Raw genomic sequence first — 13,372 nt, 5'->3', positions numbered from 1 at the left:
CCTACAACTGGACGAGCCTAATGAAAGCCAAGGCCGATGTACCTTTTGCGCCGCTGAACATTGCGGTGCTGACTGTCAGCGATACCCGAACCCTGGAAACCGACACCTCAGGCCAGGTCTTCGTCGACCGCCTGACTGCTGCCGGTCACCGCTTGGCCGAACGGGTCCTGCTCAAAGATGACCTGTACAAAATCCGCGCGCAAGTTGCCCACTGGATTGCCGAGGACGTAGTGCAGGTCGTGTTGATTACCGGCGGCACTGGTTTCACCGGGCGTGACAGCACGCCTGAAGCCGTGGCTTGTCTGCTCGACAAGCAGGTTGACGGCTTCGGTGAACTGTTCCGGCAGATTTCGGTGGCCGATATCGGTACTTCGACCGTGCAGTCGCGGGCACTGGCCGGTCTGGCCAATGGCACGCTGGTATGCTGCCTGCCAGGTTCGACCAATGCGGTGCGTACAGGTTGGGACGGCATTCTCGCCGAACAGCTGGATTCGCGGCACCGTCCGTGCAACTTCGTCCCTCACCTGAAGCAGGCGGCGCCTTGTGAATCCCGTGGGTAAGCCGGGCAAGACCGGCAGCCTGATGCCTGTCGAGCAAGCGTTGGCCCGCCTGCTGGAAATGGCTGAAGCCTCGCCGATTGTCGAACGCGAGTTTCTGCCATTGGCTGAGGTGCAAGGGCGGGTGCTCGCCGAAGACCTGGTTTCGACCCTGGATCTGCCGCCCTGGCCAAACAGCGCCATGGATGGTTATGCCCTGAATCTGGCCGACTGGACCGGTGCACCGCTGCCGGTCAGCCAGAAAGTCTTCGCCGGGCAGGCGCCTGAACCGTTGAAATCCGGAACCTGCGCACGGATCTTCACCGGCGCGCCAGTGCCTGCCGGGGCAGATTGTGTGGAAATGCAGGAGAACGCCGAGGTTCAAGCCGACGGCAGTGTGCGTTTCATCGAAACCATGTGCGTCGGCCAGAACATTCGTCCGCAGGGCCAGGAAACCACCGTGGGTGAGTTGATTCTGGCGGCAGGTACCCGGCTGGGACCGATCGAGCAAGGTCTGGCGGCGTCGTTGGGTTGTGCCGGGCTGAACGTGGTGCGCAAGGTTCGAGTGGCAGTGCTGTCCACCGGTGATGAACTGGTCGAGCCGGGCCAGCCGTTGGGAGCGGGGCAGATTTACAACAGCAATCGGGTGGTGTTGTGCAGTTGGTTGCAGCGCCTGGGTTGTGAAGTGATTGATGCCGGCATTCTTCCGGACGATCTGGCGACCACACGGGCGCGCCTTGGCGACTTGCAGGGTGTCGACCTGATTCTCTCGACCGGAGGCGTGTCGGTCGGTGAAGCGGATTTTCTTGGCCTCGCATTGCGGGAAGAAGGCGAGCTGGCGCTGTGGAAACTGGCCATCAAACCGGGTAAACCGCTGACATTCGGCCATTTCCGCAAGGTGCCGGTCATCGGTTTGCCAGGTAATCCCGCTTCGACACTGGTGACCTTTGCTCTGCTCACGCGGCCCTACTTGTTACGGCGTCAGGGTGTACAAGATGTCGAACCCCTGAAGTTTACGGTACCGGCAGGTTTTGTCTGGCCTGTGGCCGGCAATCGGCGCGAATACCTGCGCGGTCGTCTCGAGCAGGGGCGGGCGATCATCTACCGCAATCAAAGCTCCGGCGTGCTGCGCAGCGCGGCGTGGGCGGATGGTCTGGTGGAAGTGCTGGAAGGTCGTACGCTGGTAGAGGGCGATGAGGTTGGGTTCATTCCACTGAGTGACCTGCTCGGCTGATCCGCGCCGGGTGACTGCAGGCTCGACCGATACCGCGTCGATGCCTGCATTCCTCTGTCAATGGCTCATCAGTGTGACCAACTGATCGAACCGGCTATTGGCAACCCACCCCAGCAGTCCCAACACCACTGCCGTTGCACCCGCTGAATAGGCGAGACGGTGCTTGATGGTCTTTACATCCCCGCGAACTTCGTCCATATCCCGACGAATGTATTTGAGGTGGGTTTCCAGTTCGGTCACGCGCGGTTCCATATCAACTTCTCCAGCGGTTCTGGCGTTCTTTCTGAAATCGGATTTGTGACTGGCGCGACTTTCGTCCAGAGGGGCAACCGGACTATTTGCAATTCTGGCTTCATGGCTTTGCATGGAAATGTCCATCGGCTGTTTCAAATGTAAGCGCACCGGCCTTCCCGTCATCCAGACTGCCACCAGCTCCGAGGGTGTATCCAATCATTACCTGCACATCCTTGTGTTGTTGAGTCGAAAATTGATACAGCCTGCACACGGTGAATCAATGAGCAGGCCCGGTCAATTGAGCCGATTCCTCACATGTTGTAAGAAAAAATACCGCCGTGTAGGACGCGAGAGATCGGTGGCTTGAATTAAATGGAATTGTTGCGACTTTTTTGCGTGCGTCAGTGGTCAAGATGTTTCATACCGATTCAATTGTGGGGAGTAACCGTTATGAGTGAACGCAGGGCGCTGTTGATTCTGCATGGCAAGCAGGCACTCAATGAGGCGGTTCGCGCCGCCGTCGAAGCAAAGCGCGAGCAAGGCTGGGAACTGGCGGTACGTCTGACCTGGGAGGCCGGTGACGCTCAGCGTCTGGTCGAAGAGGCACTGGCGGGTGGCTACCGGCAGATCATCGCCGGGGGCGGTGATGGCACCTTGCGCGATATCGCTGAGGCCCTTTCCGCGCATGCGCACAAGGCCAGTCTGGTGCTGTTGCCACTGGGCACGGCCAACGACTTTTCCCGTGCGGCGGGGATCCCGCTGGAGCCGGCCGAAGCGCTTGAGCTTCTCGATGTACCGCCGCGTGACATTGATCTGGGCGCCGTCGGCGGGCAGATTTTCCTCAACATGGCGACCGGCGGTTTTGGTAGCCAGGTCACGGCCAATACGTCCGAGGATCTGAAAAAAGTGCTGGGCGGGGCCGCCTATCTGTTCACCGGTTTATCGCGCTTCAGTGAGTTGCACGCGGCCTACGGCGAACTCCAGGGGCCGGACTTTCACTGGAGTGGCGAACTACTGGCGCTGGGGATCGGCAACGGCCGTCAGGCGGGTGGCGGACATGAATTGTGTCCGCAGGCACTGGCGGATGATGGCCTGCTGGACATCAGCATCCTGCCGGCACCGCAGGAGTTGGTGGGCACACTGAAGACCCTGCTCAGCGACGGTTTCGGCCTCGACAACATGTTTGTCCGTGCTCGTTTGCCCTGGGTCGAAATCAAGGTCGCCGAAGGCCTGAGCATCAATCTTGACGGCGAGCCGCTGGAGGGCGAAAGCCTGCGCTTCGAGGCGCGTCCGGGAGCCTTGCGGGTGCACTTGCCCGAGCATTCGCCGCTGTTGGGCGGTGGCCGGTCGATCAATCGTCCAGGCTGATGATCTGCTCGCGCACCGCGAACAGCACCAGGCCCGCCACATCGTAGATCTGCAGGCGCTTCATGATCTGCGAGCGGTGGGTTTCGACGGTCTTGATGCTCAGGCCCAGGCCGTTGGCGATCTCCCGGGTGGATTTGCCGCGCACGATCAACCGCAGGATTTCCAGCTGACGGGCCGTCAGGTTGTGAGAGTCGGCCACTTCCGGCTGGTTTTTCTGCGTGCGGGTCAGCGCCTGATTGATCACGGTGTGGGCGATCGCCGGGCTCAGGTAGCGCTCGTTGTTGCGCAGGGCTTCGAGGGCATGTTCCAGCTCGGTGGCCGTGGTGTCCTTGAGCAGATAACCATGTGCGCCGGACTCCAGCGCCTGCATGATCAGCGCCGGATCGGTGTGCATCGACAGAATCAGCACCTTGCTATGAGGCCTTACGCGCTTGAGCCGTTGCAGGGCTTCCAGGCCACCGGTTTCCCTCATCGAGATATCCAGCAGCACGATGTCGGGCGCCAGTTGCTCAACCATTTCGAGCAGCTGCGAGCCGTCGCTGGCCTCGCCAACGACTGCGTAGCCGGGAATGTCGAGCACCAGAGCGCGCACGCCGGCCCTGATCAGCGAGTGGTCATCCACCAGAAGTAAGTTACAAGTCAACGCATAACCTTATTCGTACTGGCCCGTTCGAGTGCACGGGGCGCCCAGGGGAACAGTGCTTCGATTTGAGTGCCTTTGCCCGGTTCGCTGATGACGTTCAGCGTACCGCCCAACTGTTCGATCCTTTCGGCCATCCCGGCCATCCCGCGTTGTCCTTCCCGGCCCGGATCCGCAGCAGGCGAAAATCCCTGGCCGTCGTCGCTGATCAGCAGCGTCAGCCCTTGTGGCAGGCGTTGCACGCGGATCAACAGGTTACTGGCCTGCGCGTGACGCAGAATGTTGGTCACCGCTTCCTGAGTAATGCGGAAAGCCGCGACCGCCATTTCTTCCGGAATGCCGTTGAGCCGCTGCTGGCAATCGAGGCTCCAGTGCACCGACGTATTCGCCAGGGTCTTGAGCAGGTGCGCACGCAGACTGGCCTCCAGCCCGAGGCTGGTCAGTTGGCGCGGATTAAGAATGGCGGAAACGTCGCGCACCTTGTTGAGGGTTTCTTCAAGGGTGTCGCAGAGTGTCGAGCATTGCGCTTGCAAGTCGGGTGGCAGGCGTTTTTTCAGCCATTCGCTTTGCAGCTTGGCCGCTGTCAGTAACTGACCGATGTCGTCGTGCAATTCCCGGCTGAGACGGTGGCGTTCGTTTTCCTGGACTTCCAGCAAGCGGTCGGCGAGTTCCTGAGGCTGGAACTTGATCGATTTGCGCGACAGTCGATATTGCACCCAGACGCAAGCGGTGGCGGCGATATTCAGCAGCAGCAGGCCTAGTGAGATCGGAGCAGACAATCCGTAGGTCAGCAGGCTACCGACGGCGGTGATGACACACAGTATGAGTGTGAACCGGCGTGCATTTTCCCGGGACGGTGGCCATGTGGTGATTGACTTGAGGCTGGCGTACATAACGGATGGAGCCAATGGATGTTCGCTGCGGGTAGATCGGCCGGTGGCGGGCGGATCTCTGTCTGAAAATGCTGTCAATTATGTTATTGGTTTCAACCAGGTTCAGTGAACGATGTTTGACCGTCAACTTCGGTGGATAACTGTCAGTGAATCACTGTGCCATTAATTGAAAGCAACTAATGGCCGGCATAATACCACTTAAGATACCGTTGGTCGCGTTCGCCATATATGTCCAATGAGTCAGGAAAGACGCCATGTTGGACGTGAGTTCCATAATGGAAAAAAGTCGCTTTATTGTGTTCGGCAGATATCGATGCTACTCGAAGTTGATCGTTACTCGGACACAGGCAAACCCTGAGGCCGCGAGAAAATTTCCGCTGGTGTCAGGTGAAATTATTTAATTCGAATTGTCGCTGGCAGGTACGAACTATTCATTTGCGACGTTCAGCACTTCGGATTTGTTACCTCGATTTGTGCCTGTCAGCACTGAATCAGGCCTGACGTTCCGAATAAGACATGAGTGGCAGCGTTCGAGTCGCCAGTGGCGGCTGAAATTCGCTTTGACCCACCTGAAATGCGAGGGCTTCGATAAGGGAGGTCTGTTCGCTGCCATCCAGGCTCAACTGACCGGTGTTCTGATCGACCAGTTCGATCTGCCAGGCCATCAGGGTGAAGCAGTCTTTGAGCGCATCCAGGGCCTGTGCATGCAGATCGACAGGATCCGGCGCGTGGTCGAGCAGGCTATGAATGTGCAGGGAAAACTCGGAGATCGCCTCCAGTGCCAGTGCTTCAGCTCGGCTCGCAAGCTTGAGCAGGGTGCTGCGCATGCAGTCGATGGCGTCCTTGTCGTTGCTGATCAGTTGCAGGTGGCTCAGGCATTCTTCGGACTTGGCCAGGAGCGTTTCAGCTTCGACGAGAAATTCGGGAAAGCGTTTTGCCCAGTCTTTACGATCGATTGGCATGCTTATCTCCACAGCGTCATGTCTGATGAGGGAATGCCGTGTGTGTCGACGATCATGAACCGTCGGCAGATCGCGCCCCGCCGTGCAAGTGCACTGGCTGAGGTTTTCCAGAGGGTGGGGTTCCACTGACCTGCGATCGCACACAATAGCCTGACTCCGTTCATGCAATGAGAATGGCGTCACATTAATGGCTATTGGATATTGCGAACATCAGGTTGGGCCTGATTGTTCCTAGGGGATTCCCTTACACGCGGGAACCTGTGGCGCAAACCGTGGTCGCGCCAGAAGAGAATGTAGCAGATGAAAACACCGGGCCAGTAAACCATGATGTTAATGTGACATCAATGCCTGTGTATGGCATTTTGATAGTGATTTTTCCGGGGATCAAGAATCGCCATAAACAGCCGATAACCCCTCAATAGTGAATTCATCAGAACAAGCCCAGGAGTCATTGATGGCCGGCATTCTCGACACGGTAGACCAACGCACGCAACTGGTGGGTGAGAATCGCCTGGAAATTCTCATGTTTCGCCTGGCCGGACGCCAATTGTTCGCGATCAACGTGTTCAAGGTTCAGGAAGTTCTGCAGTTGCCGAAGCTGACCCTGATGCCGCAGCGTCACCCTTTTGTCTGCGGCGTGGTCAACCTGCGTGGGCAGACGCTTCCGGTGATCGACTTGTCTCAGGCGATTGGCATGCGTCCGCTGGTGCCGGGACCGAACAGCACCATCATCGTCACCGAGTACAACCGTTCGGTGCAGGCTTTCCTCGTCGGTGGCGTGGATCGCATCGTCAACATGAACTGGGAAGCCATCCTGCCGCCGCCGACCAGCGCCGGACGCCAGCATTACCTGACCGCGATCAGCAAGGTCGACGATCAACTGGTGGAAATCATCGACGTCGAGAAAGTCCTCGCCGAAATCGTCCCGTACAACGCCAAGGTTTCGCGCGACAAGCTTGACGATCCGGTGCTGGAGCGTGCCCGTGGCCGCGAAGTGCTGCTGGTGGACGACTCCAACGTGGCGCTTTCGCAACTGCGCGACACCCTCGGCCAGCTCGGGGTGAAGATGCACATCGCCAGTGATGGCCTGAAGGCACTGAACATGCTCAAGGCCTGGGCCGATACCGGCGTGAGCATGACCGACAAGCTGCTGATGGTATTCACCGACGCGGAGATGCCGGAAATGGACGGCTATCGCCTGACCACCGAGATCCGCAACGACCCGCGCCTACGGGGCCTGTACGTGGTACTGCACACCTCGCTGTCCGGCAGCTTCAACGACTCGATGGTGAAGAAGGTCGGTTGTGACAACTTCCTCTCCAAGTTCCAGCCGGACAAACTGGTCGATGTGGTGCGTCAGCGTCTGATGCTCGATGAAGTGCCTGCCTGATCCTGACGCTTCAGCCTCCTGTGGGAGCGAGCCTGCTCGCGAAGGCGGATTCCATATCGACACATGTGTTGAATGAGTTTCCGCTTTCGCGAGCAGGCTCGCTCCCACAAGGTTTGCAGTGCACAAACTCTTTTGATTCACAGATAAAGCTCGTATAGGGTGGCATTTTTGCCCATCAGGAAGCTGGACATGCTGCGTCTGAGTGCGCTTTATCGTTACCCGTTGAAATCCGGCAAGCCCGAGATTCTGCAATCGATTGGCCTGGACAAACTCGGCCTTGAAGGTGACCGACGCTGGATGCTGGTGGACGAGGCCAGCGGCCGCTTCCTGACACAAAGGGCTGAGGCGAAAATGAGCCAGCTGTCGGCGCTGTGGAATGCGCAGGGCGGTCTGACCCTCAGTGCGCCCGACCACGCGGCGCAGGATATACCGTTGCCGCAGGACGATGCCGAGCTGCGCGGCGTGACCATCTGGCGTGACACCCTGCGCGTGCCGGATGCCGGTGATGCAGCGGCCCGCTGGGTCAGCGATTTCATCGGCAAGCCGACCCGTCTGGTGCAGGTGCCACTTGATCGCGCGCGCATGACGCAGGCCGGTTATGGCCGTGAGGACGATCAGGTCGCGTTCGCTGACGGTTTCCCGCTGTTGCTGATTGGCGAAGCGTCACTTGAGGATCTGGTGCAAAAGGTCGGACGACCGCTGGAGATGCTGCGCTTTCGGCCGAATCTGGTGATCGAAGGCAGTGCGGCGTTCGCCGAAGATGGCTGGAAGCGCATTCGCATCGGCGATGTCGAGTTCCGGGTGGTAAAGCCTTGCTCGCGCTGCATCCTGACCACCATCGATCCGCAGACCGGTGAACGCAGTGCTGATCGCGAACCGCTGGCAACCCTGCAGAAATACCGTGCGCAGGCCGATGGCGCGATGTTCGGGCAGAACCTGGTCAACGACAGCAATGGTCGTCTGGAAGTTGGAATGCCGGTAGAAATTCTCGAATAACCGAGGCCGGAAATGAAAAATGCCCGTGTCCATGGACACGGGCATTTTTTTGCACCGGGAAAAACCGTGGGCTTAGCCGCGGTATTCGCACAGGTAAGCGGTATCAACGGCGACTTTCAGCTGGAACTTGCTGTTGGCCGGAACGTTGAACTGGCTTCCGGCGGCGAAGGTTTCCCAGTCGCCGCTGTCCGGCAGTTTGACGGTCAGCGCACCGGAGACCACGTGCATGATCTCGCGCTGAGCGGTGCCGAATTCGTATTCGCCCGGGGCCATGACGCCGATGGTCGCCGGACCTTCAGCGGTGCCGAAAGCGATCGACTTGACGGTGCCGTCGAAGTACTCGTTGACTTTGAACATGGGCGATTCCTCTCGAAAAGGGCAAAAAAGGGTTAAAAAAGGCTGGCCAGTATGCACAACGCTCCGGGCGCCGTCACCTGCCCGGAGCGTGTCCGGCGGGTTCTCGACCTGACTTCAGAGTGGCAAGACCAAAGGCAGCAATCGCGCGGTATTGCGCGCATCTTCCAGCGCCCGGTGCTGTTGACCGCTGAACTGCATGCCGGCCAGTTGCAACGCACCGTTGAGCCCCAGTGGCCGCTCCAGGCGGCGGGCTTTGGCGAAGCGCTGTTTGAGGTTCATGTGCGGCACCCGGCTGAGCAGGCTGTCGAGTTGCAGGTGCTGCCATTCCTGGAGCAACTGCTTGCGGTCGTAATCGCCCCAACTGGCCCAGCCTTCGAGGCGCGTCTGATGTTGCCCAAGCCAGCGTTCAAACGCCGGCCAGACCTCGCTCAGCGGCTGTGCGGTGTCGATGTTGGCCTGGGTGATGTGCGTGAGCTCACGGCAGAACGGCGTCAGCAACGGCCGCCGGGTCGGTTTGACGAACCGCTGAAAGTGATCCTGCTCGCGACCGGCGCGATCGACCAGCGTCGCGCCGATTTCGATGATTTCCATTTCCGTAACCGGCCAGCCACCTTCATCTGTGGTGGCTTCCAGATCAATGACCAGCCAATGGGGCATCGCAGGTTTCCTGATTTACGCGTCCTGATAGATCAGAGCGTAGTCAAACCTTGCGTTTGCGCCTGGCGACTCACTCGACCTGCAACAGAACCTGACGATTTTTTACCTGATCGCCGACCTTGACCTGCACCCGCTTGAGCACGCCGTCGATGCCGGCCTTGAGCGGGTGCTCCATTTTCATTGCCTCCAGCACCACTAGCAACTGACCCTTGCTGACCAGGCTGCCTTCGCTGACCAGCACGTCGACGATGGCACCGTCCATCGGCGCCTTCAGGGTGCCGGAGCTGACGCTGCTCTGACTGCTGATCAGCGCGTGAGTTCGATCCTCCAGGCGCAGGTTGCCGGGGTGGGTGAACAGCCAGAGTTCTTCGCCATCGATCCGGTAGGCGTGACGCTGGCGCAGGCCGTCGACTTCCAGTATCACCGAGCGCTCGTCGCAATTGATGACTTTCAGCTCCCTCGAATGCCCCATCGTGTTCACGGTGAAGATGCCGTTTGTGCCCGCAAGCAGTTGTACAGTCCAGTCCTGTTGTTCAAAGCCTAAGCGGTAATCGAGCGGCGCGCCCGCATTGTTGCGCCAGCCCTTCAGCGGCGCACGATGTGCCTGCGCGCCAGACTGATAAAACAGCACGGCGGCGATGGCCAGTTCCTCGGCGGAGGGTGCGTAAGCGCGCAGGCACGGGTGGTCAGTGAAATGCTGCGCGATGAACGCGGTGCTGAATTCACCGCTGATGAACTGCGGATGTTGCAGCAGGCTGACCAGCAAACGCTGGTTGCTCTGGACCCCGAGCAGCACGCTGTCCTGCACCGCGCGCAGCAGCTTGCGCCGTGCCTCTTCGCGGGTGGCGCCGTGGGCGATCAGCTTGCCGAGCATCGGATCATAGAACGGACTGACCCACTGACCTTCGCGCAAGCCATGATCGATCCGTGCCCCCGGAATCAACGCCGGTTCCCAGGCCTGTACACGACCGGTCTGCGGCAGGAAATTCTGCGTCGGATCTTCGGCATACAGACGCACTTCCATGGCGTGACCGTTCAGCGCGAGCTGATCCTGAGTCAGCGGCAGCGGCTGGCCTTCGGCGACGGCCAGTTGCCAGGCGACCAGATCCTGCCCGGTGATCAGTTCGGTCACCGGATGCTCGACCTGCAGACGGGTGTTCATTTCCAGAAAATAGAACTGCCCACGGGCATCGAGCAGAAACTCGACGGTGCCGGCACCGACGTAATTCACCGCGCGGCCAGCCTTCAATGCCGCTTCGCCCATGGCCTGGCGCAACTCGCGGGTCATCACCGGGCAGGGGGCTTCCTCGATGACTTTCTGATGGCGGCGCTGCACCGAGCAGTCGCGCTCGCCGAGGTAGATCAGGTTGCCGTGGCAGTCGCCGAACAGTTGCACCTCGACGTGTCGCGGTTCGATCAGTGCCTGCTCGAGGATCAGTTCGTCACTGCCGAAACCGTTCAGCGCTTCGGAGCGGGCGGTGCGCAATTGCGCTGGTAAATCTTCGCTGCTGTGCACCAGGCGCATGCCGCGTCCACCGCCGCCAGCACTGGCCTTGATCATCAGCGGGTAGCCGATGCGCTCGGCTTCGCGCAACAACGTTGTGTCGTCCTGTGCGGCACCTTGATAGCCGGCAATGCACGGCACGCCGGCGTCGAGCATGGCGATTTTCGACAGGCGCTTGCTGCCCATCAGCTCGATGGCGTCGGCGCTGGGGCCGATGAAGGTCAGGCCGACCTCTGCGCAGGCGCGGGCGAAGCCGGCGTTTTCCGAGAGAAAGCCGTAGCCGGGGTGGATCGCGTCGGCACCGCTGCGGCGCGCGGCGTCGAGGATTGCCGGGATGTTCAGGTAGGACTGCTGCACCGCTGCGGCGCCGATGTTCACCGCTTGATCGGCCATCTGCACGTGCAGGGCATCGGCGTCGGCATCGCTGAATACGGCGACGGTGCGATAGCCGAGGGCCTGGGCGGTGCGCTGGATGCGGCAGGCTATTTCACCGCGGTTGGCGATCAGGATTTTGTGGAGGGCGGGCATGTTGATCTTCCTGAGTATTTGGCGGTGGGTTGGCTGGCCTCTTCGCGAGCAGGCTCGCTCCCACAAGGAATTGCATCGTTAACAAAGCCTGTGGGAGCGAGCCTGCTCGCGAAGCTTTTAAGGGGCCCACCCAGGTTTACGCTTTTGCACGAAAGCCATCGTGCCCTCGATCCCTTCGGCCCCGGTCACCGCTTCGCTGAACCAACGCGCCGCATCATCCAGCAATTCATTCGAGGGCTGCCCGGCACTGGCCAGCAGCAGTTTTTTGGTCGCCGCATTCGCTTCGGGCGCGCAGCACAAAACATGGTCGAGCACCTCATCGAGGCGCTCGGCCAGCGCCTGCGGGTCCTGCTCGACAAAATGCACCAGCCCCAGCCGCCGCGCCTGATGGCCGTCGAAGCGCGCCGCAGTCAGCGCCAGTCGGCGGGTCTCGGTCAGGCCGATGCGCTGCACCACGAACGGAGCGATCTGCGCTGGCAGCAAACCGAGGCTGGTTTCCGGCAGACCGAATTGCGCCTGATGATCGGCCATTGCGATATCGCTGACACATGCCAGCCCGAAACCACCACCGAGCACTGCGCCCTGTAAAACGGTGATCAGCACTTGTGGTGCGTCCTGAGCTTCTTGCAGCAGGGCTCCAAAGGCGCGGTTCAACTCGCGGTAAGCGTCGGCCCCTTGGGCACGGGCATTGGCCATGTCCTTGATGTCGCCACCCGCACAGAAATGCCCACCGGCACCGCTGAGGACCAGAGCGCGAACCCCGCGGTCATCGCGCACCCCCGCCAATACCGCACGCAGTTCGGCGACCATCTGCAGGCTCATCGCATTACGGCTGTCCGGGCGATTGAGGGTGATGTGCAGCACGCCGCCGTGCTGTTCCAGCAGTAAGGTCTGGCAATCGGGCAGGGGGCTCATTTCTTTTTCCCCGGCAGGATGCCCATCAGTTTGCAGATGATCCCCAGCATGATTTCGTCGGCGCCACCGCCGATCGATACCAGCCGCACATCGCGATAGGCGCGGGCTACCGGGTTGTCCCACATGAAGCCCATGCCGCCCCAATATTGCAGGCAACTGTCGCTGACTTCACGGCCGAGGCGCCCGGCCTTGAGCTTGGCCATCGACGCCAGACGTGTGACGTCCTGACCTTTCACATATTGCTCGGTGGCCTGATAGACCAGCGCCCGCAGGCATTCGATTTCGGTCTGCAATTCGGCGAGGCGGAAGTGGATCACCTGATTGTCGATCAGCGCATTACCGAAGGTCTTGCGCTCCTTGCAGTACTCGATGGTGCTGTCGACGCAATATTCCAGACCCTTGATCATGTTCGCCGCGCCGAACAGGCGTTCTTCCTGGAACTGCAGCATCTGCATCATGAACCCGGCGCCTTCGTGGCCGATGCGGTTGCGCTGCGGCACACGCACGTTATCGAAAAACACCTGGGCGGTTTCCGAGCTGCGCATGCCGAGCTTGTCCAGGTGCGAGCTGAGGCTGATCCCCGGGGTGTTCATCGGCACCATGATCAGCGACTTGTTGATGTGTGGCTTGTCGTCCGAGGTATTGGCCAGCAGGCAGATGAAGTCGGCGCTTGGCGAGTTGGTGATCCACATCTTGCTGCCGTTGATCACGTAGTCGTCGCCGTCCTTGCGCGCGGTGGTCTTGAGCCCGGCGACGTCGGAACCGGCACCGACTTCCGAGACGCCGATGCAACCGACCTGCTCGCCGGCAATCGCGGGACGGAGGAACTCGTCGCGCAATTCATCGGAGCCGAAGCGGGCCAGCGCCGGGGTGCACATGTCGGTCTGCACGCCGATCGACATCGGAATACCGCCGCAATGAATGGTGCCGAACTCTTCGGCGGCGACAATCGAATAGCTGTAGTCGAGGCCCATGCCGCCGAATTTTTCCGGTTTGGAAATCCCCAGCAGACCAAGGTCGCCGGCCTTGCGGAAAATCTCGTGGATCGGAAAGCGCCCGGCCTTTTCCCATTCATCGACGTGCGGGTTGATTTCGTGCTCGACGAATTGGCGGACGGTGCGGCGCAGTGCTTCGTGTTCCGGGGTGAAGATCATTTTT

General features: G+C 60.2%; 14 protein-coding genes and 1 pseudogene. 5 read left to right on the top strand and 10 right to left on the bottom strand.

Going from position 1 to position 13,372, the window contains the following annotated elements; translation table 11 throughout:
• The first annotated feature begins 20 nt into the window (after positions 1 to 20).
• Positions 21 to 560, top strand: a complete 540-nt coding sequence (gene moaB, locus LOY52_RS18370; RefSeq protein ID WP_003226719.1) for a molybdenum cofactor biosynthesis protein B — start codon at positions 21 to 23, stop codon at positions 558 to 560.
• Positions 544 to 1,770 carry a gephyrin-like molybdotransferase Glp gene (gene glp / locus LOY52_RS18365; protein WP_258675525.1) on the top strand — a complete coding sequence of 409 codons (1,227 nt, stop codon included), beginning with the start codon at positions 544 to 546 and terminating at the stop codon, positions 1,768 to 1,770. Before moaB ends, glp begins: the two co-directional genes overlap by 17 nt.
• A 57-nt stretch (positions 1,771 to 1,827) precedes the next feature.
• Here glp and LOY52_RS18360 read toward each other — a convergent pair whose 3' ends face one another.
• Positions 1,828 to 2,136, bottom strand: a complete 309-nt coding sequence (locus tag LOY52_RS18360) for a hypothetical protein (RefSeq protein ID WP_258675524.1) — start codon at positions 2,134 to 2,136, stop codon at positions 1,828 to 1,830.
• Between the two features lie 318 nt (positions 2,137 to 2,454).
• On the opposite strand from LOY52_RS18360, the gene yegS reads away from it, so the two are divergent.
• Positions 2,455 to 3,372 (top strand): lipid kinase YegS, encoded by a 918-nt coding sequence (yegS, locus tag LOY52_RS18355; protein ID WP_258675523.1) that lies wholly within the window; start codon positions 2,455 to 2,457, stop codon positions 3,370 to 3,372.
• Here the strand turns inward: yegS and LOY52_RS18350 are convergent.
• From LOY52_RS18350 to LOY52_RS18340, 3 genes are all read right to left on the bottom strand, one after another.
• Positions 3,356 to 4,015 carry a response regulator transcription factor gene (locus LOY52_RS18350; protein ID WP_258675522.1) on the bottom strand — a complete coding sequence of 220 codons (660 nt, stop codon included), beginning with the start codon at positions 4,013 to 4,015 and terminating at the stop codon, positions 3,356 to 3,358. The genes yegS and LOY52_RS18350 overlap by 17 nt on opposite strands.
• Positions 4,012 to 4,905: a sensor histidine kinase gene (locus tag LOY52_RS18345; protein ID WP_258679903.1), complete on the bottom strand. Its 894-nt coding sequence runs from the start codon at positions 4,903 to 4,905 to the stop codon at positions 4,012 to 4,014. The genes LOY52_RS18350 and LOY52_RS18345 overlap by 4 nt, the downstream gene beginning before the upstream one ends.
• Positions 4,906 to 5,396: 491 nt before the next feature.
• The gene (locus tag LOY52_RS18340; RefSeq protein WP_258675521.1) at positions 5,397 to 5,867 is read right to left on the bottom strand and encodes a hypothetical protein; all 471 of its coding nucleotides are present in this window, start codon (positions 5,865 to 5,867) and stop codon (positions 5,397 to 5,399) included.
• 454 nt (positions 5,868 to 6,321) lie between these two features.
• Between LOY52_RS18340 and LOY52_RS18335 the strand changes: the two genes are divergently transcribed.
• Entirely contained in the window at positions 6,322 to 7,257 is a 936-nt protein-coding gene (locus LOY52_RS18335) for a chemotaxis protein CheV (protein WP_123466466.1), read from the top strand.
• Positions 7,258 to 7,446: 189 nt separating this feature from the next.
• Positions 7,447 to 8,253, top strand: a complete 807-nt coding sequence (locus LOY52_RS18330; protein ID WP_258675520.1) for an MOSC domain-containing protein — start codon at positions 7,447 to 7,449, stop codon at positions 8,251 to 8,253.
• Between the two features lie 72 nt (positions 8,254 to 8,325).
• Here the strand turns inward: LOY52_RS18330 and LOY52_RS18325 are convergent, their stop codons facing one another.
• The 6 genes and pseudogenes from LOY52_RS18325 to atuD all read right to left on the bottom strand — a co-directional run bounded on the left by LOY52_RS18325 (position 8,326) and on the right by atuD (position 13,368).
• On the bottom strand, positions 8,326 to 8,610 hold the full coding sequence (locus LOY52_RS18325) for a pyrimidine/purine nucleoside phosphorylase (protein WP_064391359.1): 285 nt from the start codon (positions 8,608 to 8,610) through the stop codon (positions 8,326 to 8,328).
• Positions 8,611 to 8,724: 114 nt separating this feature from the next.
• On the bottom strand, positions 8,725 to 9,267 hold the full coding sequence (locus LOY52_RS18320; RefSeq protein WP_258675519.1) for an exonuclease domain-containing protein: 543 nt from the start codon (positions 9,265 to 9,267) through the stop codon (positions 8,725 to 8,727).
• A gap of 70 nt (positions 9,268 to 9,337) precedes the next feature.
• Entirely contained in the window at positions 9,338 to 9,529 is a 192-nt protein-coding gene (locus LOY52_RS27480; RefSeq protein WP_408980442.1) for a biotin/lipoyl-containing protein, read from the bottom strand.
• A gap of 287 nt (positions 9,530 to 9,816) precedes the next feature.
• Positions 9,817 to 11,299 (bottom strand): annotated as a pseudogene (locus LOY52_RS18315) (acetyl/propionyl/methylcrotonyl-CoA carboxylase subunit alpha); the annotation flags it as partial.
• Between the two features lie 117 nt (positions 11,300 to 11,416).
• Complete coding sequence (locus LOY52_RS18310; protein ID WP_258675517.1) at positions 11,417 to 12,214, bottom strand: enoyl-CoA hydratase/isomerase family protein; 798 nt, start codon at positions 12,212 to 12,214, stop codon at positions 11,417 to 11,419.
• Complete coding sequence (gene atuD / locus LOY52_RS18305; RefSeq protein WP_258675516.1) at positions 12,211 to 13,368, bottom strand: citronellyl-CoA dehydrogenase; 1,158 nt, start codon at positions 13,366 to 13,368, stop codon at positions 12,211 to 12,213. The genes LOY52_RS18310 and atuD overlap by 4 nt, the downstream gene beginning before the upstream one ends.
• Positions 13,369 to 13,372: the final 4 nt, after the last annotated feature.

The organism is Pseudomonas sp. B21-051 (assembly GCF_024748795.1).
Lineage (GTDB): Bacteria > Pseudomonadota > Gammaproteobacteria > Pseudomonadales > Pseudomonadaceae > Aquipseudomonas > Aquipseudomonas putida_A.
This window is presented reverse-complemented; position numbering and strand designations above follow the sequence as displayed.

Excerpts from the sequence above, each read along its gene's own strand:
- moaB (WP_003226719.1), top strand. The coding sequence starts at position 21 with ATGAAAGCCAAGGCCGATGTACCTTTTGCGCCGCTGAACATTGCGGTG.
- LOY52_RS18360 (WP_258675524.1), bottom strand. The coding sequence starts at position 2,136 with ATGCAAAGCCATGAAGCCAGAATTGCAAATAGTCCGGTTGCCCCTCTG.
- yegS (WP_258675523.1), top strand. The coding sequence starts at position 2,455 with ATGAGTGAACGCAGGGCGCTGTTGATTCTGCATGGCAAGCAGGCACTC.
- LOY52_RS18345 (WP_258679903.1), bottom strand. The coding sequence starts at position 4,905 with ATGTACGCCAGCCTCAAGTCAATCACCACATGGCCACCGTCCCGGGAA.
- LOY52_RS18340 (WP_258675521.1), bottom strand. The coding sequence starts at position 5,867 with ATGCCAATCGATCGTAAAGACTGGGCAAAACGCTTTCCCGAATTTCTC.
- LOY52_RS18335 (WP_123466466.1), top strand. The coding sequence starts at position 6,322 with ATGGCCGGCATTCTCGACACGGTAGACCAACGCACGCAACTGGTGGGT.
- LOY52_RS18330 (WP_258675520.1), top strand. The coding sequence starts at position 7,447 with ATGCTGCGTCTGAGTGCGCTTTATCGTTACCCGTTGAAATCCGGCAAG.
- LOY52_RS18325 (WP_064391359.1), bottom strand. The coding sequence starts at position 8,610 with ATGTTCAAAGTCAACGAGTACTTCGACGGCACCGTCAAGTCGATCGCT.
- LOY52_RS18320 (WP_258675519.1), bottom strand. The coding sequence starts at position 9,267 with ATGCCCCATTGGCTGGTCATTGATCTGGAAGCCACCACAGATGAAGGT.
- LOY52_RS27480 (WP_408980442.1), bottom strand. The coding sequence starts at position 9,529 with ATGGACGGTGCCATCGTCGACGTGCTGGTCAGCGAAGGCAGCCTGGTC.
- LOY52_RS18310 (WP_258675517.1), bottom strand. The coding sequence starts at position 12,214 with ATGAGCCCCCTGCCCGATTGCCAGACCTTACTGCTGGAACAGCACGGC.
- atuD (WP_258675516.1), bottom strand. The coding sequence starts at position 13,368 with ATGATCTTCACCCCGGAACACGAAGCACTGCGCCGCACCGTCCGCCAA.